The following is a 22,698-nucleotide window of genomic DNA, read 5'->3' as shown; positions in this document are numbered from 1 at the left end:
GAAAAACCATGGCCAAGGTCTTCATCGACGGCGAGGCCGGCACCACCGGACTGCAGATTCGCGAGCGGCTCCTCCAGATGCCGCAGATCGAGCTCGTGAGCATCGCGCCCGAGAGGCGCAAGGACGCGGCGGCCAAGCGCGAACTCATGGCGGGCGTGGACCTGGTGATCTTCTGCCTGCATGACGACGCCGCCCGCGAGTCCGCGGCCTTGATCGAGGACATCGGCCGCAGCGGCCGCAAGCCGCGCATCATCGATGCGTCAACGGCTCACCGCACGGCGGAAGGCTGGGTGTACGGCTTTCCCGAGCTGTCGCCCGGCCAGCGCGAGGCGGTGGCCAAGGCCGAAAGGGTCAGCAATCCCGGCTGCTACGCCACGGGCGCGATCGCGTTGCTGCGTCCGCTGGTCGACGCCGGCGTGCTGCCCCTCGACTACCCGGTGGCGCTGCCGTCCGTCAGCGGCTACTCCGGCGGTGGCCGCACCATGATCGAGGCCTACGAGGCGGGATCGGCGCCCGCGTACGAGCTGTACGCGCTGGGCCTGAAGCACAAGCACCTGCCGGAAATCCTGAAGTACACCGGCCTCACCCGCCGCCCGATCTTCATTCCCTCGGTGGGCAACTTCCGCCAGGGCATGCTGGTGCAGCTGCCGCTGCACCTGGACACTCTGCCGGGCAAGCCCTCGCCTGACGACCTGGAAAAGGTCCTCAAGCGCCACTACGAAGGCAGCGAGTGGGTGACGGTGCAGGCGCCCACCGAAGACGGCAAGCTGGAGCCTTGCGCGCTCAACGAGACCAACAAGATGGAACTGCGGGTCTACCGGAACATGGACTACGCGCATGCCGTGCTGGTCGCGCGACTGGACAACCTGGGCAAGGGCGCCAGCGGCGCCGCGGTTCAGAACCTGAAGCTGATGCTGGGGCTCTAGGCCTCAGTTCCGCTGCGCCGCCAACGCCTCGAGGTCGGCCCGCACGCGAGCCAGCACCTCCGGCCAATCGCCCGGCTTTGCCTGGCGGAAGAGCCTTGCGCTGGGGTACCAAGGCGTGTCCTCGCGCTCGAGCTGCCAGCGCCAATCGGGACGCCGAGGCAACAGCACTTTCGTGGGCAGCCCTAATGCACCCGCAAGGTGGACCACGCTGGTGTCGACCGCGACCACCACATCCAGCGCCTCCATCAACGAGGCCGTGTCCAGGAAACTGCGCAGCTCCTCGCCCCAAAGCAGCAGCTCGGGCCAGTTGCTCATCGCCTGACGGTCGCTTTCGCGAACGACAGGCTGCAAACTGACAAATCGACAGCCTGCTGCCTCAATGCCCCGGAAAACTTGAAGCGGTATCGAGCGGTTGCGGTCGTTGCGATGGTCGAGGTTGCCCGACCAGGTCACCCCGACATTGAGCTTGCAGCCTTCCGCCGCGATCCGCTGCCTCCACGACTCCACACGACCGGGATCGCCGCGCAGATAAGGCAATGCGGCAGGAATCGGTAACGCAGGCCCCAGCGCGAGTGGCAGGCTCATCAACGAGGTGTGGAAGTCGAAAGGCGCGATGGCCTCACCCGACGCAACCAGCACGCAATTGGCGGGGAGTCGGGCAAGAAGGGCAAGCTCGTGCAATTCCTTGGGGACGAGCACCTGGATTCTTTCCGCCCGCGCCGAGACCAGCGGCACATAGCGCAGGAACTGGATGCAATCGCCGAAGCCCTGCTCCGGAGCAATCAGCATGCTCTTGCCGGTGATGTCTTCCTGGCCGTGCCAGAACGGCTTTTCCGTTTCCGGCAGAAGGCTGCGCGACCCGTGGTCCGCACGCCAGCGCCACTCGTACTCGGCCCACCCCCTGGCGTAGTCGCCGAGCAGCATCAAGGCTTCAGAGAGCACCCAGTGCAGGTCGGGGTCTTCGGGATTGCGGTCAAGCGCCTGGCGGCCGACCTCGACGGATTCCTGGGCCCGGCGGGCGTCCAGAAGAATGCTCATGAGCGAATGCGCAGCAGCAGCGTCGCCGGGATCCTGTATGAGCAGCTCGCGCAGGCTGGCCTCGGCCTCCGCGACCCGCCCGGCTTGCGCCAGCGCGATGCCGTGGTTGACGATCGCCTGCCGCGAACGGCCGCCCAGCACCAACGCTCGCTCGCTTGCGGTTATGGCTTGGTCGACATCGCCAACGGCCAACATCACACTGCATCGGCAGGTCCACGCATCGGCGTTGTCCGGCTCACTGGCCAGAACTCCATCGATTGCCGCTGCAGCCTCGTCGAGCCGGCGCAGCTCGAACAGGGCCTCGGCGACGGCGAGGCTGGATTTCGCGGAGGGCCGCACCTGCTGCAAGCGCTCTGCCCAGGCGAGCACGTCCTTGTTTGAAGCCCGTGACCGGGCCAGCGCCAGTGCTTCCTCGATCGGCTCGACGAAGTCGGGCCGCGCCACCGCAGCAGTATCGAACGCTGCAAGAGCCGGGGCCGCATGGCCCAGGGTCCGGTAAGCGCGTCCCAGGAGAAACTGGGCATCGGCTACGTGAGCGGCACCCGATGGCGACAACGCAAGTGCCTGGCGCAGATGGCCAATTGCCGAATTCGCGTCGCCCTGTTCGAGCGCCACGAACCCGCGGTTCAGGCGCGCCACCGGATCCGAAGGCGCGGCCGCCGCGGCTCGGCGATAGCAGGCGGCGGCTGCCGCAAGATCCCAGGTTTGCAGGGCCGCATTGCCGCGCGCCAGGCTCTCGGACGCGGCGACAACGTCGCCGGTAGGAATGTCGCGCCGGTCGGCCCAGGTCACGGCTTCCTCGTGTCGCCCCAGCGCATGCAACAGGCCCGCAGCCTCCGTGGCGGCCTCGGCGTAACCGGCGCGCGCCGCGATTGCGGCCTCGTGGCTGACGAGCGCCTGCCGGGTGTCGCCTAACAACGCCCACGCCCGTCCGCGAAGCAGGTGCGCTTCGGGCACGAAATCGTCCTGTGGGTCCCGCAGCGCGATGGCCTGGAGCAGCAGTTCGGCAGCGGCGCGCGCGTCGCCTTGTTGCAGTAGCGCTGCGCCGCGCTCGAACCGGGATCGCGCCTCGGAAGGGCCGCTCGCGGCAGTGGGGGCCGCCGGAGTCCCCCCATCGCGCCCGCGTTGCCCGCGGCCCATCAGGCGTTGGAGGAACCGCATCGGCAGCCTACAGGCGCACCGTCAACCACTCGGTCAGCTGGGTGGCGTATTCCGTCGGGCAGCCGCCATCCTTCAACGTCCAGAGGAACGTGTTGGCCAATGCGGACCTCTTGTAGAAGTTCATGCGCTCCCGCTGCCGGAAGTCGCCGACCTCGCGGTCGGCCCGGACGAGGGCCTTCTCCGTCTTGGCCATGAACTTGGCCTCGCCCTTGGCGGTGGAAGTCTCCAGGGTGCCGAGCAGCTGCAGCGCCAGGTCGCGCGCGAAGCGCTTGCTTTCCCTCGTGTCAAACCAGCTCAGCATAGGTGTGCAGTCCTGTAGGAGGTCCCAACTCTACTTTAGGGTCGGGTACCTCCGTCCCGATTGACCAGCGCATTTGTCGGAACCGGAACTACTGCTTCAACGGAAGTCTTCGCCCGACTTCAACACTCGCTGGATCACCTCGCCGCCGAAGCCACGGGCCGCCAGGAATCGCGCCTGCTTCGCGCGCTGTGCGGCGTCCTGGGGCAGAACGCCAAATTTCTTGCGCCAGACCTCGCGAGCACGTTCCAGCTCGGTGTCCCGCAGGCTCGCGACCGCGGCAGCCACGTGCTCGGCGTCGATGCCCTTGGCCAGCAGCTCCGGCCGGATGCGGCCGGCGCCCAGCCGGGCAGCCCGCCGGTGCAGCACCGACTCGGCCGCCCGCAGATCGCTGATGAACCCCTTCCCCTGCAGCTCATCCAGCACCCGCCGCAGCTGCCCCGGCTCCTGCTCGTGCGGGGCCAGCTTGCGCTCGAGCTCGGCGCGGGAGTGCTCCCGGCCGCTGAGCAGGCGCAGGGCCCGCCCCTTGAGCGACAGCTGGCGGACCTGCATGCCAGGTGCGGGCGCTTATTCCTCGCCGCTTCCCACTTCCGCGGGCAGCAGGGCGATGTCGAGCGACGCCCGGATCTTGTTCTCGATCTCGCGCGCCAGCTCGGGGTTCTCGCGCAGGAACTCGCGGGCGTTGTCGCGGCCCTGGCCGATCTTCTCGCCGTTGTAGGCGTACCAGGCGCCGGACTTCTCCAGGATGCGGGCGGTGACGCCCATGTCGATGACCTCGCCCTCGCGGCTGATGCCCTCGCCGAACAGGATGTCGAACTCCGCCGTCTTGAACGGGGGCGCGACCTTGTTCTTGACCACCTTCACCTTGGTTTCGTTGCCGATGGCCTCTTCGCCCTTCTTGATGGTGCCGGTGCGGCGGATGTCCAGGCGCACGGAGGCGTAGAACTTCAGCGCATTGCCGCCGGTGGTGGTCTCGGGGCTGCCGAACATCACGCCGATCTTCATGCGGATCTGGTTGATGAAGATGACCATGCAGTTGGTCTTCTTGATCGTGGCCGTGAGCTTGCGCAGGGCCTGGCTCATCAGGCGGGCCTGCAGGCCGGGCAGGGAGTCGCCCATCTCGCCTTCGATCTCCGCCTTGGGCACCAGGGCCGCCACCGAGTCGATCACGATCAGGTCGACCGCGCCGGAGCGCACCAGGCTGTCGACGATCTCCAGCGCCTGCTCACCCGTGTCGGGCTGGCTGATCAGCAGCTCCTGCAGGTTCACGCCCAGCTTCTGCGCGTACTGCGTGTCCAGGGCATGTTCGGCGTCGACGAAGGCGCAGGTGCCGGCCTGGCGCTGCATCTCGGCGATGACCTGGAGGGTGAGGGTGGTCTTGCCCGACGATTCCGGGCCGTAGATCTCGACCACCCGGCCGCGCGGCAGGCCGCCGACGCCCAGGGCGATGTCCAGGCCCAGGGAGCCGGTGGAGACCACCTGGATGTCCTCGATCTTCTCGCCTTCGCCCAGGCGCATGATCGTGCCCTTGCCGAACTGCTTCTCGATCTGGGCCAGCGCGGCCTGCAGAGCTTTGGACTTCTCGCTGTCGGCGGCGGCGATCTTGCTGCCCTTGACCTGTGCATCCATGGAAATCTCCTTGTGAATCAATGGGTTGGCTTTACCGGCACCCGCTGTTTCGATTCACAGGCTGGATGCATGGCCAGTACTCTAACGCGACGGGTTGGGCGGAGTAAACGCCATTTTTGGTCAGTTTGCCTTACGATCCGGCGATGCTCCTCCAACCGGATGACGCCTGGCGGCAGACCCACCTGGGACGCCTGCTGGGCCACGCGATGCGGCGCTTCGACGAGCGGGTGCTGCACCTCATGGCGAACGACCCCGAGGTGCCGCTGGGCCTGTCCAACCTGGCGGCCCGAGCGCAGGTCGGCGCCGCCCACATCCACATCACCCGCCACCTGGCGCTGCAGGGCTCGCGCCTGACCGAGCTGGCCGAGCGCGCCGGCATGACCAAGCAGGCCATGGGCGACCTGGTCACCCAGTGCGAGGCCTGGGGTCTGGTGGTGCGTGAGCCGGACCCCCAGGACGCCCGCGCCCGGCAAGTCCGCTTCACCCCCACCGGCCTGGCCTGGCTGAACGCCTTCCGCACCGCCGTGCAACAGGCCGAGGCCGAGTTCCGCGCCGAAGTCGGCGCGGAAGTCGCGACCGTCGTCGCACTGGGGCTGGAGGCGTACGCGGGCCCGGCGGCCTGATGCGCGTCAGCGCCGGGTAGGGTGGGCGAGCCTAAAATTTCAGCAGCGCCCCGCGTGACGGCGCCCGAACACCACAAGGAGACAACGTCATGCGCATCCTCATCGCCGAAGACGACCAGGTGCTGGCCGACGGCCTGCTGCGCACCTTGCGCGGCTCCGGCGCCGCGGTGGACCACGTCAGCAGCGGCAGCGAAGCCGACGCCGCGCTCATGACGAACAACGAGTTCGACCTGCTGATCCTGGACCTGGGCCTGCCGCGCATGCACGGCCTGGAGGTGCTGCGCAAGCTGCGCGGCCGCGGCTCCTCGATGCCGGTGCTGATCCTCACCGCCGCCGACAGCATCGAGGAACGCGTCAAGGGCCTGGACCACGGCGCCGACGACTACATGGCCAAGCCGTTCTCGCTGCAGGAACTGGAGGCCCGCGTGCGTGCGCTCACCCGGCGCGGCATGGGCGCCACCAGCAGCACGATCAAGCACGGTCCGCTGGTCTACGACCAGGCCGGCCGCGTGGCCACCATCGACGGCAAGATGGTCGAGCTGTCGGCGCGCGAGCTGGGGCTGCTGGAAGTGCTGCTGCAGCGCGCGGGCCGCCTGGTCAGCAAGGACCAGCTGGTCGAGCGCCTGTGCGAGTGGGGCGAGGAAGTGAGCAACAACGCGATCGAGGTCTACATCCACCGCCTGCGCAAGAAGATCGAGAAGGGCCCGATCCGCATCGCCACCGTGCGCGGCCTCGGCTACTGCCTGGAGAAGATCCCGGGTTGAAGCGCCCGGACCGCCCATGAAGATCTTCCAGCGTGAGCAGCGCTCGCTCTTCGGCGAGATCCTCGACTGGATGCTCACGCCGCTGCTGCTGCTGTGGCCGGTGAGCCTGGCGCTGACCTGGCTGGTGGCCCAGAGCATCGCCGGCAAGCCTTTCGACCGGGCCCTCGAATACAACGTGCAGGCGCTGGCGCAACTGGTGACGGTGCAGAACCAGCGCACCGTGTTCTACCTGCCGCAGCCCGCGCGCGAGCTGCTGCGCGCCGACGACTCCGACCAGGTCTACTACCAGGTGCGCGGGCCCGGCGGCGAGGTGCTCAGCGGCGAACGCGACTTCCCGCTGCCCGACGAGGAGGAGCGGCCCGTCATCGGCGAGGTGCGCCTGCGCGACGCTGAGATGCGCGGCCTGGACGTGCGCGTGGCCTACACCTGGGTGCCGATCGACCTGCCGGGCGCCGAGCCGGCGCTGGTGCAGGTGGCCGAGACGCGCGAGAAGCGCTCCGTGCTGGCCACCGAGATCATCAAGGGCGTGATGCTCCCGCAGTTCGTCATCCTGCCGCTGGCGGTGCTGCTGGTGTGGCTGGCGCTGGTGCGCGGCATCAAGCCGCTGTCGCAGCTGGAAGAGCGCATCCGCGCGCGCAAGCCCGACGACCTGTCCCCGCTGGACGACCGCGCCGTGCCGCTGGAGGTGGCGCCGCTGGTGTCGTCGGTGAACGACCTGCTCACGCGCCTGAAGCATTCGATCGCGACGCAGAAGCGCTTCCTGGCCGACGCCGCGCACCAGCTCAAGACGCCGCTGGCCGGCCTGCGCATGCAGGCCGACCTGGCGCAGCGCGAAGGCTCCAGCGCCGACGAGCTGAAGCAGTCGCTCAAGCAGATCGGCCGCTCCAGCGTGCGCGCCACGCACACCGTCAACCAGCTGCTGGCGCTGGCGCGGGCGGAGAGCAGCGGCAAGACGCTGCCGCGCCATCCCTGCGACCTGGCGCAGATCACGCAGGAAGCCGTGCGCGACCTGGTGCCGCGCGCGATGGACCGCCGCATCGACCTGGGCTACGACGGCGCGATGCCGCAGGCGCCGGGCGTGGTGGTGACCGGCAACCCGACGCTGCTCAAGGAGCTGATCCGCAACCTGGTGGACAACGCGATCAACTACACGCCGTCCACGCCGTCCCAGCCGGGCGTGATCACCGCCCGCGTGCTGCCCGACCCCATCGGCGGCGTGGTGCTGCTGCAGGTGGAGGACTCGGGCCCGGGCATCCCGGAGGCCGAGCGGGAGCTGGTGTTCCAGCCCTTCTACCGCTCGCTGGGCACCAACGTCGACGGCTCCGGGCTGGGCCTGCCGATCGTGCTGGAGATCGCGCGCCAGCACGGCGCCGAGGTCTGGCTGGAGGACGCGCACCCCGGGGCCACGCCGCCCGGCACGCGGGCGGTGGTGCGTTTCGTGGGGACCGTGCCGGCGGCGGCGGCCGAGGAAGCCGCTCAGGCCGCCTTGTAGACGTTCAGCTGCAGGCGCTCGCGCTCGATCGCCCGCGCCACCGGCGGCAGCTGCGCCACCTTCTGCACGTGGGCCCACAGCGCCGGGAAACCCGCCGGGTCGATGCCGGCGAAGCCGCCCCACCGCAGCAGCGTCAGCGCATACGCGTCCAGCGGCCCGAAGTCCTGGCCGCCGAGGAAGGGCTTGCCGTCCTTCGCCGCCTGCTGCGCCATCGCCTCGATGTCCGCCAGCATCGGCCGGTACAGCTGCGCGTTGTAGGCCTTGATCTCCGCCTGCGTCTCGGGCTTGTCGGTGAACTTGAACGGCATGAAAACGTGCGTGAACGTCGGGTGCACCGTGTTGTTCATCCAGGCCAGCGTCTCCATCACCTTGGCGCGGGCCAGGGGATCCTTGGGCAGGAAATTGCGCTCGGGAAAGCGGTCGGCCAGGTAGCCGACGATGGCCAGGATCTGGGTGATGGTCGTCCCGCCATCCACCAGCACCGGCACCTGGCCGCGCGGGTTGATGGCGCGGTATTCGGGCGAGTTCTGCTCGCCCTTGTGCAGCTTGACCGGCACCGGCTCGAAAGCCGCGCCGGAGGCCTCCAGCAGGGTATGCGGCACGAACGAGCAGGCGCCCGTGGCGAAATAGAGCTTGAGGCTCATCGAGGAGGTCTCCTTGGGTTCAGCGGCAGGGCCGCAGGGGTTTGCCATTGAGGGCGGCGCGCAGATCGTCCAGCCGCGGCCGCAGCGCGTCGTCCACCGAGGGGAACGTCAGGCGCTGGCCGCGCACCTCGGGCCGCTCCTGCACGACGCGCGCCGTGCGCACGCCGCGCATGGCAAGCCGCTCGAGCTGCTGGTTGGCGCCCTCCTGGGTGGGCGCGCCGCCGAGCGAGAGGCCGGGCTCCAGGTCCGGGTTGGTGAGCGCCTCGAAGGCCACGCCGATCTGGCGCAGCTGGCCCTTCTTGCGCTCCACGCTCTGCGCGTCCGGGTACTGGCCCATGTAGACGATCCAGCGGCCCGGGTCGGCCATCGGCTCCAGCGTCCACGACGCGGCCGGCCAGGCCGCCAGCGCCTGGCGCAGCGGCGCCACGGCGGTGTCGTCGAACGGCCCGGCCTGCAGGCATTCGGCCGGCCGCGCGGCGACGCTGGCTTCCAGCCGGCGGGCCTCATCGCGCGGCAGCACGCGCAGGTCGCCCGGGCGGATTTGCTGGTTGAGGCGATGCGGCTCGGCCTGGGGCAGCGGGCCCAGCCCCCACTGGAGCAGCAGACCCTCGGCCCAGACGTAGTACGCGGCGTTGGCGAGCAGCAGCAGCAGGACGGTCAGGCGCAGCATCAGGGCAGGGGCGATCCGGCCGGCCGCACGCTCACCTCGGCGCTGGCGACCGCCTTCATGCCGGCGGCAGTATGCACGAGCAGGGCGCCTTGCTCGTCCACGCCGTGCGCCGTGCCCGCCGTGCCGTCGCTCAGGCGCACGGCGCGGTCGGCCAGCGCATCGCGCGCGGCGAAGCGCGCCCGGAACGGCGCGAACCCGAACTGCTCGAAGGCCTGCAGCGTGCGCACCAGCGGATCTGCCAGTCGCAGCAGCACTTCGCCGGCCTCGGCGCCGGACGCCAGTTCGCGCAGGCCGATCGGCGGCGTGGCATAGCCTTCGCCCGCCGGGGTCGCCAGGTTGATGCCCACTCCGACGATGCAGTAGCGCCCGCCACCGTCCGGCGACGCGGCCGTTTCGATCAGGATGCCGGCCAGTTTGCGGTCGCCCACCCACAGGTCGTTGGGCCACTTGAGCCGGATGTCGCCGTGCAGCGCCTCGGCCAGCGTGGCGCCCACCGCCAACGAAAGGCCCGACCAGTCGGCCGGCGCCAGCACCAGGCCCAGCGAGAAAGTGAGCGACGCGCCCGCCTCGCCGTGCCACTGCCGGCCCAGCCGCCCGCGCCCGGCCGACTGACGCTCGGCCACCAGCAGCACCGGGTCGAGCCGCCCGGCGCGCGCGCGGCCCATCAGCTCGGTGTTGGTGGAGCCCACCTCGGGCAGCACCTCGACGCTGAAGCCGGGCAGCAGCGGCGCCACCTGCTCCCACACCGCTTCGGCCGGCCAGCGCATCGCCCTTTCCTCAGCGGCGCCGCTTGGGCGCCAGCAGCGTGCCGCGGCAGTTGCTGGCGCCGCACCAGCAGGGATACTCGGCCTTGAGCTTCTTGGTATACGGCTCGTCGATGATCAGGCCGTAGTCGTAGTTGAGCTCCTCGCCGACCTTGATGTTGCGCAGGGCCTTGATGAAGACGCGGCCTTCCTCCTCGTCCGCCTCGCAGTTGGGATCGCAGGAGTGGTTGATCCAGCGCGATGAATTGCCGCCGTACAGCGCGTCGATCACGCGCTTTTCGTCGACATGGAAATAGAAGGTATGGTTCGGGTCCTTCGGGTCATGGGGATGGCGGCGCTGCGCCTCCTTCCAGGTGATGACCTCGCCGACGTATTCGATGATGGTCTCGCCCTCGGCGATGTCCTGCACGGCGAACACGCCCTTGCCGTGGACGCCCGACTTGCGGGTCTGGATTTTCCGGCCGCCGTTGACGGGCGCTTTTGCTGGCATTGAAAAAACTCTGATAAGTTGAATAGGCACACACGCGTGCGCGTATGCGCGCGTGAGGACCCGGGATTGTAGAAACATGGGAAAGACACTGGTCATTGCCGAGAAGCCCTCCGTTGCGCAGGACATCGTCCGGGCGCTGACGCCGGCCGTCGGCAAGTTCGACAAGCACGACGAGCACTTCGAGAACGACAAGTACGTCGTCACGAGTGCCGTGGGCCACCTGGTGGAGATCCAGGCGCCCGAGGAGTTCGACGTCAAGCGCGGCAAGTGGAGCTTCGCCCACCTGCCCGTGATCCCGCCGTACTTCGACCTCAAGCCGGTCGACAAGACCAAGACGCGGCTGAACGCGGTCGTCCGGCTGGCCAAGCGCAAGGACATCGCCGACCTGGTCAACGCCTGCGACGCGGGCCGCGAGGGCGAGCTGATCTTCCGGCTGATCGAGCAGTACGCCGGCGGCGGCAAGCCGCTGGGCAAGCCCGTGCGGCGGCTGTGGCTGCAATCGATGACGCCGCAGGCCATCCGCGACGGCTTCGACCAGCTGCGCACCGACCGGCAGATGGAAGGCCTGGCCTGGGCCGCGCGCTCGCGCTCGGAGGCCGACTGGCTGGTGGGCATCAACGGCACGCGCGCCATGACCGCCTTCAACTCGCGCGACGGCGGCTTCTTCCTCACCACGGTCGGCCGCGTGCAGACGCCCACGCTGGCCGTGGTGGTCGAGCGCGAGGAGCAGATCCGCAAGTTCGTCAGCCGCGACTACTGGGAAGTGCACGCCACCTTCGCGGCGCAGGCGGGCGAGTACCCGGGCAAGTGGTTCGACCCCAAGTGGAAGAAGAACCCGGACGATCCGGAGCTGAGGGCCGACCGCGTCTGGACCCAGAAGGAAGCGCACGACATCGCCGAAGCGGTGCGCGGCAAGTCCGCCACCGTCACCGAGGAGTCCAAGCCCAGCACGCAGGCCTCGCCGCTGCTGTTCGACCTGACCTCGCTGCAGCGCGAGGCCAACGGCCGCTTCGGCTACTCGGCCAAGACCACGCTGGCGCTGGCGCAGTCGCTCTACGAAAGGCACAAGGCGCTGACCTATCCCCGCACGGACTCGCGCGCGCTGCCCGAGGACTACCTCGCCACGGTCAAGGAGACCATGGGCATGCTGGCCACCTCCGGCATGAACCACCTGGCGCCCTTCGCGCGGCAGGCGCTGGACAGCGGCTACGTCAAGCCGAGCAAGCGCATCTTCGACAACGCCAAGGTCAGCGACCACTTCGCCATCATCCCGACGCTGCAGGCGCCGCACGGCCTCTCGGACGCGGAGCAGAAGCTGTACGACCTGGTGGTGCGCCGCTTCCTGTCGGTGTTCTTCCCGAGCGCCGAGTACATGGTCACCACCCGCATCAGCAAGGTGCTGGAGCACAGCTTCCGCACCGACGGCAAGGTGCTGGTCAAGCCGGGCTGGCTGGCCATCTGGGGCAAGGAAGCCAACGTCGAAGGCGACGAGAACGACAAGACGCTGGTGCCGGTCAAGGAGGGCGAATCGGTGCCGGTCCAGGGGGTCGAGCCCAAGGGCCTGAAGACCCGGCCGCCGGCGCGCTACTCCGAGGCGACGCTGCTGGGCGCGATGGAAGGCGCCGGCAAGCTGGTCGAGGACGACGAGCTGCGCGAGGCCATGCAGGAGAAGGGCCTGGGCACGCCGGCCACCCGCGCGGCCATCATCGAAGGCCTGATCAACGAGAAGTACATGCTGCGCGACGGCCGCGAGCTGCTGCCCACGGCCAAGGCCTTCCAGCTGATGACGCTGTTGCGCGGCCTGGGCGTGGAGGAACTCACCAAGCCCGAGCTCACCGGCGAATGGGAATACAAGCTGGCCCAGATGGAGCACGGCAAGCTCTCGCGCGACGCCTTCATGGGCGAGATCGCGGAGATGACCAAGCACATCGTGCGCAAGGCCAAGGAGTACGACCGCGACACCGTGCCCGGCGACTACGCCACGCTGAGCACGCCCTGCCCGAACTGCGGCGGCGTGGTGCAGGAGAACTACCGCCGCTACACCTGCATGGGCAAGCCCCAGGCGCAGCCCTGCGGTTTCTCCTTCACCAAGATCCCGGCGGGCCGCGCGTTCGAACTCCACGAGGTGGAGCAGTTCCTGCGCGACAAGCGCATCGGCCCGCTGGAGGGCTTCCGCTCCAAGGCGGGCTGGCCTTTCACCGCCGAGATCGCGCTCAAGTTCGACGAAGAAGAGAAGAACTGGAAGCTGGAGTTCGACTTCGGCGACGAGCAGGACCCGGCCGAGACCGGCGAGCTGATCGACTTCAGCGGCCAGGAGTCGCTGGGACCCTGCCCGAAGTGCGGCGCCCGCGTCTTCGAATGGGGCAAGAACTACGTCTGCGAGCGCTCGGTGCCCACGGCCGAGCACCCCGCGCCCAGCTGCGACTTCCGCAGCGGCCAGATCATCCTGCAGCAGCCGGTCGAGCGAGAGCAGATGAAGAAGCTGCTGGCCACCGGCAAGACCGACCTGCTGGACAAGTTCGTGTCCATGCGCACCCGACGTTCGTTCAAGGCCTTCCTGGCCTGGGACAAGGAAGCCGGCAAGGTGAACTTCGAGTTCGAGCCGCGCGACAGCAAGTTCCCGCCCCGCAAGGGCGCGGCCGCGAAGGCGGCGCGGGCGCCCGCGGGCGCCGCGGGCAAGACCGCCGCGAAAGCCGCGGCGAAGAAGGCCGCGCCCGCCGCCAAGGCCGCCCCTGCCGCCAAGAAGGCCGCCGCGCCCAAGGCACCGCGCAAGGCCGGTCCCGGCCTCACGCCCAGCGCGGAGCTGGCCGCGGTGATCGGCAACGAGCCCCTGGCCCGCACGGAAGTGATCAAGAAGCTGTGGGACTACATCAAGGCCAACGGCCTGCAGGATGCGACCAACAAGCGCGCGATCAATGCCGACGACAAGCTGCGCAAGGTGTTCGGCAAGCCGCAGGTGACCATGTTCGAGCTGGCCGGCCTGGTCGGCAAGCACCTGACCTGAGCCTCAGCCCCCGGTCGCCCAGCGCACCAGCGCCGCCACCGGCGGCGGCGGCGCCATCGGCGCGAAGGCGCTGACGGTGGCGCGGCCCACGTTGCCGGCAGGCAGCCGGCCCAGCAGGTGGCCCAGCGGCACCAGCGCCAGCCGCATCAGCTGGCCTGTGGCTTCTCGCCAATCGCGCTCGGTGCGCGCCTGCCGGAGCATGCGGACATGGCTGTCCCAGTGCAGGCGCAGTTCGGCCTGCCCCACCACGTGCGCGGCCATCAGCAGCCGCCAGCAGGCGTCGGCGTTGCCGGCCGTTTCGGGCAGGCGATCGATGAGGCGGCGGTAGGCCGTGGCGGGGTCGTGTCGGGTCGTCATGGCGGCATTGGAAACCCTGCCACCGTGGGAAGGTCAAGCCCCGTGCAGGACCCGGGCCAATAGCGGCGCTGAGGTCGCCGCGAGCCGCAGGGCTCAGCCGGCGCGGTCTTCGCGTGGCGGTGCGCCCGAGCTCGCGGTCGAGTCCGCGTGGTGGTCCACCGAACCGCGCGTCTGCGAGCTGGTCGCGGCCCGTCGATCAGGCTGCGGTGCGCCCGGCCGGCTGCGCGCCTCGGGCGCAGGTCGGTTGGGGGCGGCCCGCGATCGGGCGGTGGCACGCGTGCTCATGCGGGCAAGATAGTCCGCGCGCGCAGGGTGTCTGTAGGACGCCTGCGCGAGGGCCGCGCCCGGTCAGATCGGCACCAGCCGTTCGACCACGAAACGGTCGCGCGGCAGCGCCGGCGGCCGGTCCATCCGCAGGTCCAGGTCCTGCGCCGGCACCTGGTAGCGCAGGTGCAGAGCGAGCTGGCGCAAGGCCAGCTTCATCAGCGCGAGCGTGAGCCCCTCGCCGGGACCGCGCGGGCCGTCCTCCGCGCGGCCGCCGTGCGGCACGAAGTCGAACAGGCCGGGGACGGCACCGAAGAAGCGCTCCGGCCGGAACTCATGCGGCTGCGGCCAGGCGCGGGCGTCGTGGTTGGTGCCGTACAGGTCCAGCATGACGCGCGCGCCTTGCGGGAAGTGCCAGCCCTCCCAGACGAACTCGCGCCGCACCTGGCCGGGCACCGCCGGGAAGAACGGGTAGAAGCGCCGCACTTCCTGCACGAAGGCCTCCAGGTCGCCGTCCTCGCCGTCGGCGAGCGAATCGCGCCAACCGGGGTGGCGGTGCAGGGCATGCGCGGCCAGCGCCACGAACACCGAGACCGCCACGATGGGGCGCAAGAGGTTCAGCAGTTCGGCGGCCGCGAGCCGCGCGGGCAACCGCTGGCCGCCCTGGGAATCGACGAGTTCGGCGGCCGCGGCGGCGGGCGAATCCTCGGTGAACACCCATTGGCGCCGGTGGTCCTGCACCAGCCGGGCCAGCCAGGTTTCGGCGTCACGCCGCGCGAGGCGCGCCCGCAGGTGCGCGGCCAGCCCACCGGCCGGCGGGTCGAACAGAGCGGCGAGCTGGGCGGTGCGGGACCCCACTTCGTCCCTCGCCAGCGGGATGCCGGCCCAGGCGCAGGCCGTGCGGGCCAGCCACTCCTGGGCCGCGCCGTACAGCACGAGCCGCGGCCGCGCGCACCAGTGGGGCAGCAGCCGGTCCCACTCACGCAGTGCGCGCGTCACCAGGGCCGCGGCCGCCAGCGGGCCCGAGGTCGCGACGATGAACCGCATGCGGGACGGGTGCGGGTCGCCGCCCGACGTGGGCACCGCATAGCCGCCGAACAGGCCGGCGCGCTTCGGCTCGGGGACGAGACCGGCGCGGCGCACGCGCGTGCAGTCGTAGAACAGCTCGGCCGCCCCCGGGCCGGTGAGGCACAAGGTGGGCTGCAGCATCAGCCGCGCCAGCACCACGTCGCTGCCCAGGCGATGGCATTCGCGCGCGATGAAGCGGTAAGGGTCGGCCAGGAAGCGAAGCGACTGGTCCAGGCCCGGCACCACCGGCACCGGGCGAAGCAGCGGAACATGGAGCGCATCGGGGGCCATGCCAATCGGCGGCAAGCCACGTTCCTGCCTCGGCGCGGCCCCGGCCGCGTGCGCACAACTGCCGGCCTCAGGCGGGTTCGGCCAGCGGAGAAGCGCCGCGCGGCACCCGGGCCGCGCCGAGCAGCCAGTAGGTGAGCAGGCGGCCGCGGCCTTGCAGTTCCACCAGCCCGCGCGCATGGAAGTCGAACGCTTCGCCGGCCTGGCGCACCACCGTTTCGCTCACCTGGATGCTCCCGGCCCGGCCGGCGGATTCGAGGCGGCTGGCGATGTTCACCGTGTCGCCCCACACGTCGTACAGGAAGCGCTGCACGCCCAGAACGCCCGCCACCGCCGGCCCGGCGTGGATGCCGATGCGCAGCGCCATGCCGGTGCCGTTGGCGTGGTTGTAGTGCTCCAGCGCGGCGCGCATCTCCAGCGCCAGCCGGCACAGGGCGTCGATGCGTCCGGGCGCGACCACCATGTAGGCATCGCCGATGGTCTTGATCTTCTCCAGCCGGTGCTGCTGCACCAGGGCGTCGAAGGACGAGAAGATCTCGTCGAGCACCAGCACCAGCGCGTCGGGGGGCAGCCGGCTGGAGAACTGCGTGAAGCCGGCGATGTCGGCGAACAGCACGCCCAGGTTGTCGAACTTGCGAGCCTGCACCCGGCCCGACTGCTTGATCTCGTCGGCCACCGCCCGCGGCAGCACGTTGTAGAGCACCCCGTCGGCGCGCTCGCGTTCGGCCTCCGCGCGCTGCGTCTCGCGGTACAGGGCCCGGTCACGCGAGTAGGTGAAGCGGTCCAGCCACAGGCACAGCACCACCACGCAGAACGGGTTGACCAGCCCGGCGGCCACCCGCACGGCATCGCCGGCTTCGCGGTGCCAGACGGGCAGCGCCAGCGCGAACAGGCTGGCCGCGTACATCGGCTGGCGCACGCGTCGCGGCGTGCCGGCCACCGCGGCCCCGAACGTCATGCCGGCGGCGTAGATGGAGAAGTCGCCGCGCATGCCGCCGTCCACCATGCCGATCCACGTGCACAGGCCGATGAACACGCCGCAGAAGGTGTACAGCGGCCCTTCCCGGCCGCGCAGGGCGGGCAGCCAGCGGTCGGCGGCGATCAGGGCCAGGCACACCAGCTCGGCCGCCACTTGCCAGGCGAGCAGCCAGCCCACGCCGCCGACGCCGTGCTCGTGCAGCAGCGGGACGTCGGTGGTGAGTGCCGCCGGCGGCAGCAGCACCGCCACCACCTTGCAGTAGCGCACGCTCATGGCCCAGCTGCGCTGCGTGAGCCATTGCCGGAATGCCGCGTCCTCCATCCGCTTCCTCCTGCCCCGTCCCGGGGAGGGCGCACGATAGCGGCGCAGCGCGGCGGCGGCGCGTGACCTGCCAGAAAAAACGCGCCCGGCGGGCGCGTTCTTCATCCGATCTGGGGAGCGCTTACTTCGCGGCCACCACGCGGACCATCTCCAGCACCTTGTTGGAGTAGCCCCACTCGTTGTCGTACCAGCTCACCAGCTTGACGAAGGTGCCGTCCAGGGCGATGCCGGCTTCGGCGTCGAAGATCGAGGTGCGGGCGTCGCCGCGGAAGTCGGTGGCCACCACCTTGTCCTCGGTGTAGCCCAGGATGCCCTTGAGCGCGCCCTCGGACTGCGCCTTGAACTCCGCGCAGATCTCCTTGTAGCTGGCTTCCTTGTTCAGCTCGACCGTCAGGTCGACCACCGAGACGTCGGAGGTGGGCACGCGGAAGGCCATGCCGGTGAGCTTCTTGTTCAGCTCGGGGATGACCACGCCCACCGCCTTGGCCGCGCCGGTGGACGACGGGATGATGTTCTCCAGGATGCCGCGGCCGCCGCGCCAGTCCTTGTTGCTGGGGCCGTCCACGGTCTTCTGGGTGGCGGTGGCGGCGTGCACGGTGGTCATCAGGCCGCGCTTGATGCCCCACTTGTCGTTGATCACCTTGGCCAGCGGGGCCAGGCAGTTGGTGGTGCAGGAGGCGTTGGAGATGATCGCCTCGCCCTTGTAGGTCTTGTCGTTGACGCCGAAGACGAACATCGGCGTGTCGTCCTTGGACGGGGCCGACATGATCACCTTCTTGGCGCCGGCGGCGATGTGCTTGTGCGCGCCTTCCTTGGTCAGGAAGATGCCGGTGGACTCGACCACCACGTCGGCGCCCACGGCACCCCAGTTGAGCTCGGCCGGGTCCTTCACGGCGGTCAGGCGGATCTTCTTGCCGTTGACCACCAGGGTGTTGCCGTCCACGGCGATGTCGCCTTCGAAGCGGCCGTGCACGCTGTCATAGCGCAGCATGTAGGCCAGGTAGTCGGGCTCGAGCAGGTCGTTGATGCCGACCACCTCGATGTCCTTGAAGTTCTGCACCGCGGCGCGGAACACCATGCGGCCGATGCGGCCGAAACCGTTGATCCCGATCTTGATGGTCATCTTGCTTTCCCGAGAGTTGTGAAATCGTCGTCAAGGCGCGGCGAACCCGTCCGCAGCGCCGGTGGAGGGCGGACACCCGCGATTTTCGCAGCGCGGGTGCCGCCCGGGCGGCAAAGGCCCGAAAGCGCCATCCCGTTCAACGCGACAGTGCGGCCCGCACCGTGTCGGCCACGTTCTCCGGCGTGAAGCCGAAGTGCTTGAACAGCACGTTGGCCGGCGCCGATTCGCCGTAGGTGTCGATGCCCACCACCGCCGCGCAGCCGTACTTCCACCAGAAGTCGGACACGCCCATCTCGACGGCGATGCGCGGCAGGCCGGCGGGCAGCACGTCCTGCTTGTAGGCCACGCTCTGGCGGTCGAAGGTGGTGGTGCTGGGCATGGAGACCACGCGCACGGCGATGTTGTCCTGCGCCAGCAGTTCCTGGGCCTTGAGGGCCAGCTGCACTTCGGAGCCGGTGGCGATGATCACCGCCTGCGCGCGCTGCAGGCCCACCTCGGCCGGCTCGGCCAGCACGTAGCCGCCCTTGCTGATGTCCTCCAGGCCGGCCTTGGGTGCGTAGGGCAGGTTCTGGCGCGACAGCAGCAGCGCGGTCGGGCGGCTCTCGTTCTGCAGGGCCACCGCCCAGGCGACGGCCGTCTCGGCCGTGTCGCAGGGACGCCAGACGTCCAGGTTGGGCATCAGCCGCAGGCTGGCGGCGTGCTCGATCGACTGGTGCGTGGGGCCGTCCTCGCCCAGGCCGATGGAGTCGTGCGTGAAGACGTGGATCACGCGCCGCTTCATCAGCGCGGCCATGCGGATGGCGTTGCGGCTGTAGTCGCTGAACGTGAGGAAGGTGCCGCCGTAGGGGATGTAGCCGCCGTGCAGCGCGATGCCGTTCATCACGGCCGCCATGCCGAATTCGCGCACGCCGTAGTTGATGTGGCGGCCGATGCGGCCGTTCTCGTCGCGCTGCACGTTGCCGGCGAGGTCGAAGCGCAGCGGCGGCGTGCTCTTGGTGTTGGTGAGGTTGGAGCCGGTCAGGTCCGCGCTGCCGCCCAGCAGCTCGGGCAGGGCGGCGGTGAAGGCTTCCAGCGCGAGCTGCGAAGCCTTGCGCGAGGCGACGGTCTCGGCCTTGGCGTGCGCGCCCACGGCGGCGTCCACCGCGACCTGGGCGAAGTTGCGCGGCAGCTCGCCCTTCATGCGGCGCGCGAATTCGGTCGCCAGTTCCGGGTAGGCCGCCTTGTAGGTGGCGAAGCGGCCTTCCCACTCGGCCTGGGCCGCGCGGCCCTTGGCCCTGGCATCCCAGGCGCCGTAGACCGGGCGCGGCACCACGAAGGGCTCGTGCGGCCAGCCCAGCGCCTCGCGGGTGAGCTTGACCTCTTCCAGGCCCAGCGCCTCGCCGTGCGCCTTGGCCGTGTTGGCGCGGTTGGGGCTGCCCTTGCCGATCTGGGTCTTGGCCACGATCAGGGTGGGCTTGTCGGCGCTGCGGCGGGCGTCGGCGATGGCGCGGTCCACCACGTCCACGTCATGCCCGTCGATCGGGCCGATCACGTTCCAGCCGTAGGCCTTGAAGCGGGCCGGCGTGTCGTCGACGAACCAGGGCGTGACCTTGCCGTCGATGGAGATGCCGTTGTCGTCGTAGACGGCGACCAGCTTGTTCAGCTTCCAGGCGGCGGCCAGCGCGCAGGCCTCGTGGCTGATGCCCTCCATCAGGCAGCCGTCGCCCAGGAACACGTAGGTGAAGTGGTCCACGATGGCATGGCCGTCGCGGTTGAACTCGGTGGCCAGCAGCTTCTCGGCCAGGGCCATGCCCACGGCGTTGGTGATGCCCTGGCCCAGCGGGCCGGTGGTGGTTTCCACGCCGGGGGTGATGCCCACCTCGGGGTGGCCGGCCGTCTTGCTGTGCAGCTGGCGGAAGTTCTTCAGCTCCTCCAGCGGCAGGTCGTAGCCCGTCAGGTGCAGCAGCGCGTAGACCAGCATCGAGCCGTGCCCGTTGGAGAGCACGAAACGGTCGCGGTCGAACCACTGCGGATCGGCCGGGTTGTGCTTCAGGTGCCGGTGCCACAACGCCACCGAGATGTCGGCCATGCCCATGGGCGCGCCGGGATGGCCGGAGTTGGCTTGCTGCACGGCGTCCATGGCCAGGGCCCGGATCGCGTTGGCCATCTGCACGGCGTCGGCGCTGGCCTCGGGGGACGTGTCGGCGGAAGAGGTGGCGGCGGAGAGGAAGGACATGGGCGGCTTTGGGGGGAAGACGGCGGGCGGGCCCGGGCGGGACGGGCGGCTTGGGGGAAACCCGCAATTTTAGCGGTTGGGCTCCATCCCCCGTCCGGGGCCGGGGCGAGCGGAGCCATCGTCTACAGTCGCACGATGCGAGGCCTGCACCTCACCGCCGACCTGTACCAGTGCCGCTGCGAAGGGCGCTGGCTGACCGACGCGCAGCAGCTGGGCCAGTTCGCCCGGCAGGCCGCCGAGGCGGTGGGCCTGGTCGTCGAGCGCGAGATGGCCCACGTCGACGCCTCCGGCGGCGCCATGGCGGCCCTGCTGCTGGCCGGCTCCCACGTATGCCTGCACACCTGGCCGCAGGAGCGCGGCGTGACGGTGGACGTGTGCCTGGCCCATGCGCAGGACGATTTCTCGGCCAAGGCGCGCGGCCTGATGTTCGCGCTGGTGCAGCGCTTCCAGCCGGAGTGGACGGAACAGCGTTCCCTGGACCGCGGGGACGGCGAGTGACCCCGGCGCGCGCCATGGTGCTGGCCGCCGGCCGTGGCGAACGCATGCGGCCGCTGACGGACAGCTGCCCCAAGCCGCTGCTGGAGGTGCGCGGCCAGCCGCTGATCGCGTGGCACCTGCAGGCGCTGGCGAAGGCCGGGTGCACGCGGGCCGTCATCAACACCGCCTGGCTGGGCGAGCAGATCGAGCAGCGCCTGGGCGGCGCGTTCGCCGGCCTGCAGATCGCCTATTCGCATGAGGGCCGCGATTTCGGCGGCGCGCTGGAGACGGCCGGCGGGATCGCCCGCGCGCTTCCGCTGCTGGACGACGTCTTCTGGGGGGTTGCCGGCGACGTGTTCGTGCCCGGCTTCGACTTCAGCGCCCAGGCGCTCGAGCGCTTCGCCCGCGGACCGCAGCTGGCCCACCTGTACCTGGTGCCCAATCCGGACCACAACCCGCGCGGCGACTTCGCGCTGGGGGCGGACGGCCAGGCCCGCAACCAGGGCGAGACGCGCTACACGTTTTCCACCATCGGCCTGTACCGCAAGGCCTTCTTCGCCGAACTGCCCGCCGGCAACCCGCAGGGCCTGAAAGTCCCGCTCGCGCCCATGCTGCGCCGCGCGATGGACAATGGCCTGGTCACCGCCGAGATCCATGCCGGACCCTGGACCGACGTCGGCACGCCGCAGCGCCTGGCCCAACTGAACGCAACATGAGCCCATCCCTCTACGCCGAACGCCGCGCCCGCGTGGCCTCCGCCCTTGGCCCCCACGGCATCGCCCTGGTGCCCACCGCGCCGGAGCGACAGCGCAACCGCGACAGCGACTTCCTCTATCGCCACGACAGCTACTTCCACTACCTGACCGGCTTCGGCGAACCCAACGCCTTCCTGGTCATCACGGGGGATGGCAAGAGCACGCTGTTCTGCGCGCCCAAGGACCTCGAACGCGAGATCTGGGACGGCTACCGCCTGGGCCCCGCCGCGGCGCCGCAGGCGCTGGGCGTGCAGTCGGCACACTCGATCGACGAGGTCGACGCCATGCTGCCCCGCCTGCTGGAAAACCGCGACGCGGTCTGGTTCCCGTTCGCCATCCACGCCGGGCTGGAGGCGAAGGTGGGCGGCTGGCTCAACCAGGTGCGCGCCCGCGTGCGCTACGGGGCGCTCTGCCCGCAGGAGCAGCGCGACCTGTGCGCCGTGCTCGACGAGATGCGGCTGGTCAAGGACGCCCACGAGCAGGACACGATGCGCCGCGCCGCGCAGATCAGCGCGCACGCGCACGTCCGCGCCATGAAGCTGTCGGCCCGGATGCTGCGCGAGGGCCGCGACGTGCGCGAGTACCACCTGGACGCCGAGCTGCTGCACGAATTCCGCCTGGGCGGTTCGCAGTACCCGGCCTACAGCTCCATCGTGGCGGCCGGCGCCAATGCCTGCGTGCTGCACTACCGCGCGGCCGACACGCCGGTGCGCGCGGGCGAACTGGTGCTGATCGACGCCGGCTGCGAGCTCGATGGCTACGCCAGCGACATCACGCGAACGTTTCCCGCCGACGGAAAGTTCAGCGGCCCGCAGCGCGAGCTCTACGACCTGGTGCTGGCCTCGCAGGACGCGGCGGTGGCCGCCACCCGCGCCGGCGCGCGCTTCAACGATCCGCACGACGCGACGGTGAAGGTGCTCGCCCAGGGCATGCTGGACGTCGGCCTGCTGGACCGCGACAAGGTCGGCGGCGTGGACGACGTGATCGAGCAGCGCGCCTACTTCCAGTTCTACATGCACCGCACCGGCCACTGGCTGGGGATGGACGTGCACGACTGCGGCAGCTACGTGGAGCCGGCCGAGGTGGGCGAGGTCAGCGAGCGCAAGGACCCGCTGTCGGGCGAGGTGATCAAGAACCGTCCCAGCCGCGTGCTGCGGCCGGGCATGGTGCTCACCATCGAGCCGGGCCTCTACGTGCGGCCGGCCGAGGGCGTGCCGGAGAAGTTCCACCACATCGGCATCCGCATCGAGGACGACGCCATCGTCACCGAGCGCGGCTGCGAGCTGATCACCCGTGGCGTGCCGGTGAAGGCCGACGAGATCGAAGCGCTGATGCGCGGCTGACCGCA

Annotated in this window: 21 protein-coding genes; 8 read left to right on the top strand and 13 right to left on the bottom strand. The window is 70.0% G+C overall.

All coding sequences use genetic code 11. The features are described 5' to 3' along the window. The first annotated feature begins 8 nt into the window (after window positions 1-8). A complete protein-coding gene (argC, locus tag ASG30_RS07415; RefSeq protein WP_055894489.1) occupies window positions 9-926 on the top strand; it encodes an N-acetyl-gamma-glutamyl-phosphate reductase in 918 nt (305 codons plus the stop codon). A 3-nt stretch (window positions 927-929) separates the two neighbouring features. On the opposite strand, the gene ASG30_RS07410 is transcribed toward argC, so the two are convergent. The 4 genes from ASG30_RS07410 to recA all read right to left on the bottom strand — a co-directional run bounded on the left by ASG30_RS07410 (window position 930) and on the right by recA (window position 5,052). Further along, a complete protein-coding gene (locus ASG30_RS07410; protein ID WP_055894487.1) occupies window positions 930-3,125 on the bottom strand; it encodes a tetratricopeptide repeat protein in 2,196 nt (731 codons plus the stop codon). Window positions 3,126-3,132: 7 nt separating this feature from the next. Then, on the bottom strand, window positions 3,133-3,426 hold the full coding sequence (locus ASG30_RS07405) for a hypothetical protein (protein WP_055894486.1): 294 nt from the start codon (window positions 3,424-3,426) through the stop codon (window positions 3,133-3,135). 96 nt (window positions 3,427-3,522) lie between these two features. Continuing rightward, entirely contained in the window at window positions 3,523-3,975 is a 453-nt protein-coding gene (gene recX, locus ASG30_RS07400; RefSeq protein ID WP_055894485.1) for a recombination regulator RecX, read from the bottom strand. A gap of 15 nt (window positions 3,976-3,990) precedes the next feature. Further along, on the bottom strand, window positions 3,991-5,052 hold the full coding sequence (gene recA, locus ASG30_RS07395; protein ID WP_055894481.1) for a recombinase RecA: 1,062 nt from the start codon (window positions 5,050-5,052) through the stop codon (window positions 3,991-3,993). A 143-nt stretch (window positions 5,053-5,195) separates the two neighbouring features. On the opposite strand from recA, the gene ASG30_RS07390 reads away from it, so the two are divergent. The 3 genes from ASG30_RS07390 (at window position 5,196) to ASG30_RS07380 (ending at window position 7,931) form a co-directional block, all read left to right on the top strand. Continuing rightward, entirely contained in the window at window positions 5,196-5,675 is a 480-nt protein-coding gene (locus ASG30_RS07390) for a MarR family winged helix-turn-helix transcriptional regulator (RefSeq protein ID WP_055894479.1), read from the top strand. An 89-nt stretch (window positions 5,676-5,764) separates the two neighbouring features. Continuing rightward, window positions 5,765-6,439 (top strand): response regulator, encoded by a 675-nt coding sequence (locus ASG30_RS07385; protein WP_055894477.1) that lies wholly within the window; start codon window positions 5,765-5,767, stop codon window positions 6,437-6,439. A 16-nt stretch (window positions 6,440-6,455) separates the two neighbouring features. Next, window positions 6,456-7,931 carry a sensor histidine kinase gene (locus tag ASG30_RS07380; protein ID WP_055894476.1) on the top strand — a complete coding sequence of 492 codons (1,476 nt, stop codon included), beginning with the start codon at window positions 6,456-6,458 and terminating at the stop codon, window positions 7,929-7,931. On the opposite strand, the gene ASG30_RS07375 is transcribed toward ASG30_RS07380, so the two are convergent. From ASG30_RS07375 to ASG30_RS07360, 4 genes are read right to left on the bottom strand one after another with little or no spacing between them, the layout of a single operon-like run. Beyond that, entirely contained in the window at window positions 7,916-8,575 is a 660-nt protein-coding gene (locus ASG30_RS07375) for a glutathione S-transferase family protein (protein WP_055894474.1), read from the bottom strand. The two genes, ASG30_RS07380 and ASG30_RS07375, sit on opposite strands and share 16 nt — an antisense overlap. Before the next feature lie 19 nt (window positions 8,576-8,594). Next, entirely contained in the window at window positions 8,595-9,245 is a 651-nt protein-coding gene (locus tag ASG30_RS07370) for a hypothetical protein (protein WP_055894473.1), read from the bottom strand. Then, the gene (locus ASG30_RS07365) at window positions 9,245-10,012 is read right to left on the bottom strand and encodes a biotin--[acetyl-CoA-carboxylase] ligase (RefSeq protein WP_055894471.1); all 768 of its coding nucleotides are present in this window, start codon (window positions 10,010-10,012) and stop codon (window positions 9,245-9,247) included. The genes ASG30_RS07370 and ASG30_RS07365 overlap by 1 nt, the downstream gene beginning before the upstream one ends. Window positions 10,013-10,022: 10 nt before the next feature. Next, window positions 10,023-10,499, bottom strand: a complete 477-nt coding sequence (locus ASG30_RS07360; protein ID WP_055894470.1) for an SET domain-containing protein — start codon at window positions 10,497-10,499, stop codon at window positions 10,023-10,025. Between the two features lie 76 nt (window positions 10,500-10,575). On the opposite strand from ASG30_RS07360, the gene ASG30_RS07355 reads away from it, so the two are divergent. Further along, window positions 10,576-13,503: a DNA topoisomerase III gene (locus tag ASG30_RS07355; protein ID WP_055894468.1), complete on the top strand. Its 2,928-nt coding sequence runs from the start codon at window positions 10,576-10,578 to the stop codon at window positions 13,501-13,503. Between the two features lie 3 nt (window positions 13,504-13,506). Here the strand turns inward: ASG30_RS07355 and ASG30_RS07350 are convergent, their stop codons facing one another. The 5 genes from ASG30_RS07350 to tkt form a co-directional block, all read right to left on the bottom strand. Beyond that, on the bottom strand, window positions 13,507-13,860 hold the full coding sequence (locus ASG30_RS07350) for a DUF3703 domain-containing protein (RefSeq protein WP_055894466.1): 354 nt from the start codon (window positions 13,858-13,860) through the stop codon (window positions 13,507-13,509). 348 nt (window positions 13,861-14,208) lie between these two features. Further along, complete coding sequence (locus ASG30_RS07345) at window positions 14,209-15,498, bottom strand: cytochrome P450 (RefSeq protein WP_235579747.1); 1,290 nt, start codon at window positions 15,496-15,498, stop codon at window positions 14,209-14,211. Between the two features lie 52 nt (window positions 15,499-15,550). Beyond that, the gene (locus ASG30_RS07340) at window positions 15,551-16,780 is read right to left on the bottom strand and encodes an adenylate/guanylate cyclase domain-containing protein (RefSeq protein ID WP_055894463.1); all 1,230 of its coding nucleotides are present in this window, start codon (window positions 16,778-16,780) and stop codon (window positions 15,551-15,553) included. A gap of 121 nt (window positions 16,781-16,901) precedes the next feature. Beyond that, window positions 16,902-17,903: a type I glyceraldehyde-3-phosphate dehydrogenase gene (gene gap, locus ASG30_RS07335; protein WP_055894462.1), complete on the bottom strand. Its 1,002-nt coding sequence runs from the start codon at window positions 17,901-17,903 to the stop codon at window positions 16,902-16,904. A 136-nt stretch (window positions 17,904-18,039) separates the two neighbouring features. Further along, a complete protein-coding gene (gene tkt / locus ASG30_RS07330; protein ID WP_055894460.1) occupies window positions 18,040-20,118 on the bottom strand; it encodes a transketolase in 2,079 nt (692 codons plus the stop codon). 135 nt (window positions 20,119-20,253) lie between these two features. Here tkt and ASG30_RS07325 point away from each other — a divergent pair, with 135 nt between their 5' ends. From ASG30_RS07325 to ASG30_RS07315, 3 genes are read left to right on the top strand one after another with little or no spacing between them, the layout of a single operon-like run. Next, a complete protein-coding gene (locus ASG30_RS07325) occupies window positions 20,254-20,616 on the top strand; it encodes an S-adenosylmethionine decarboxylase family protein (RefSeq protein WP_055894459.1) in 363 nt (120 codons plus the stop codon). Between the two features lie 14 nt (window positions 20,617-20,630). Then, window positions 20,631-21,311 (top strand): N-acetylmuramate alpha-1-phosphate uridylyltransferase MurU, encoded by a 681-nt coding sequence (gene murU, locus ASG30_RS07320; RefSeq protein ID WP_055894823.1) that lies wholly within the window; start codon window positions 20,631-20,633, stop codon window positions 21,309-21,311. Beyond that, window positions 21,308-22,693 carry an aminopeptidase P N-terminal domain-containing protein gene (locus tag ASG30_RS07315; protein WP_055894457.1) on the top strand — a complete coding sequence of 462 codons (1,386 nt, stop codon included), beginning with the start codon at window positions 21,308-21,310 and terminating at the stop codon, window positions 22,691-22,693. The genes murU and ASG30_RS07315 overlap by 4 nt, the downstream gene beginning before the upstream one ends. Window positions 22,694-22,698: the final 5 nt, after the last annotated feature.

It is taken from the genome of Ramlibacter sp. Leaf400 (genome assembly GCF_001424545.1).
GTDB lineage: Bacteria > Pseudomonadota > Gammaproteobacteria > Burkholderiales > Burkholderiaceae_C > Ramlibacter.
The sequence above is the reverse complement of the archived record's forward strand: the minus strand, read 5'-3'. Positions and strand labels throughout refer to the sequence as shown.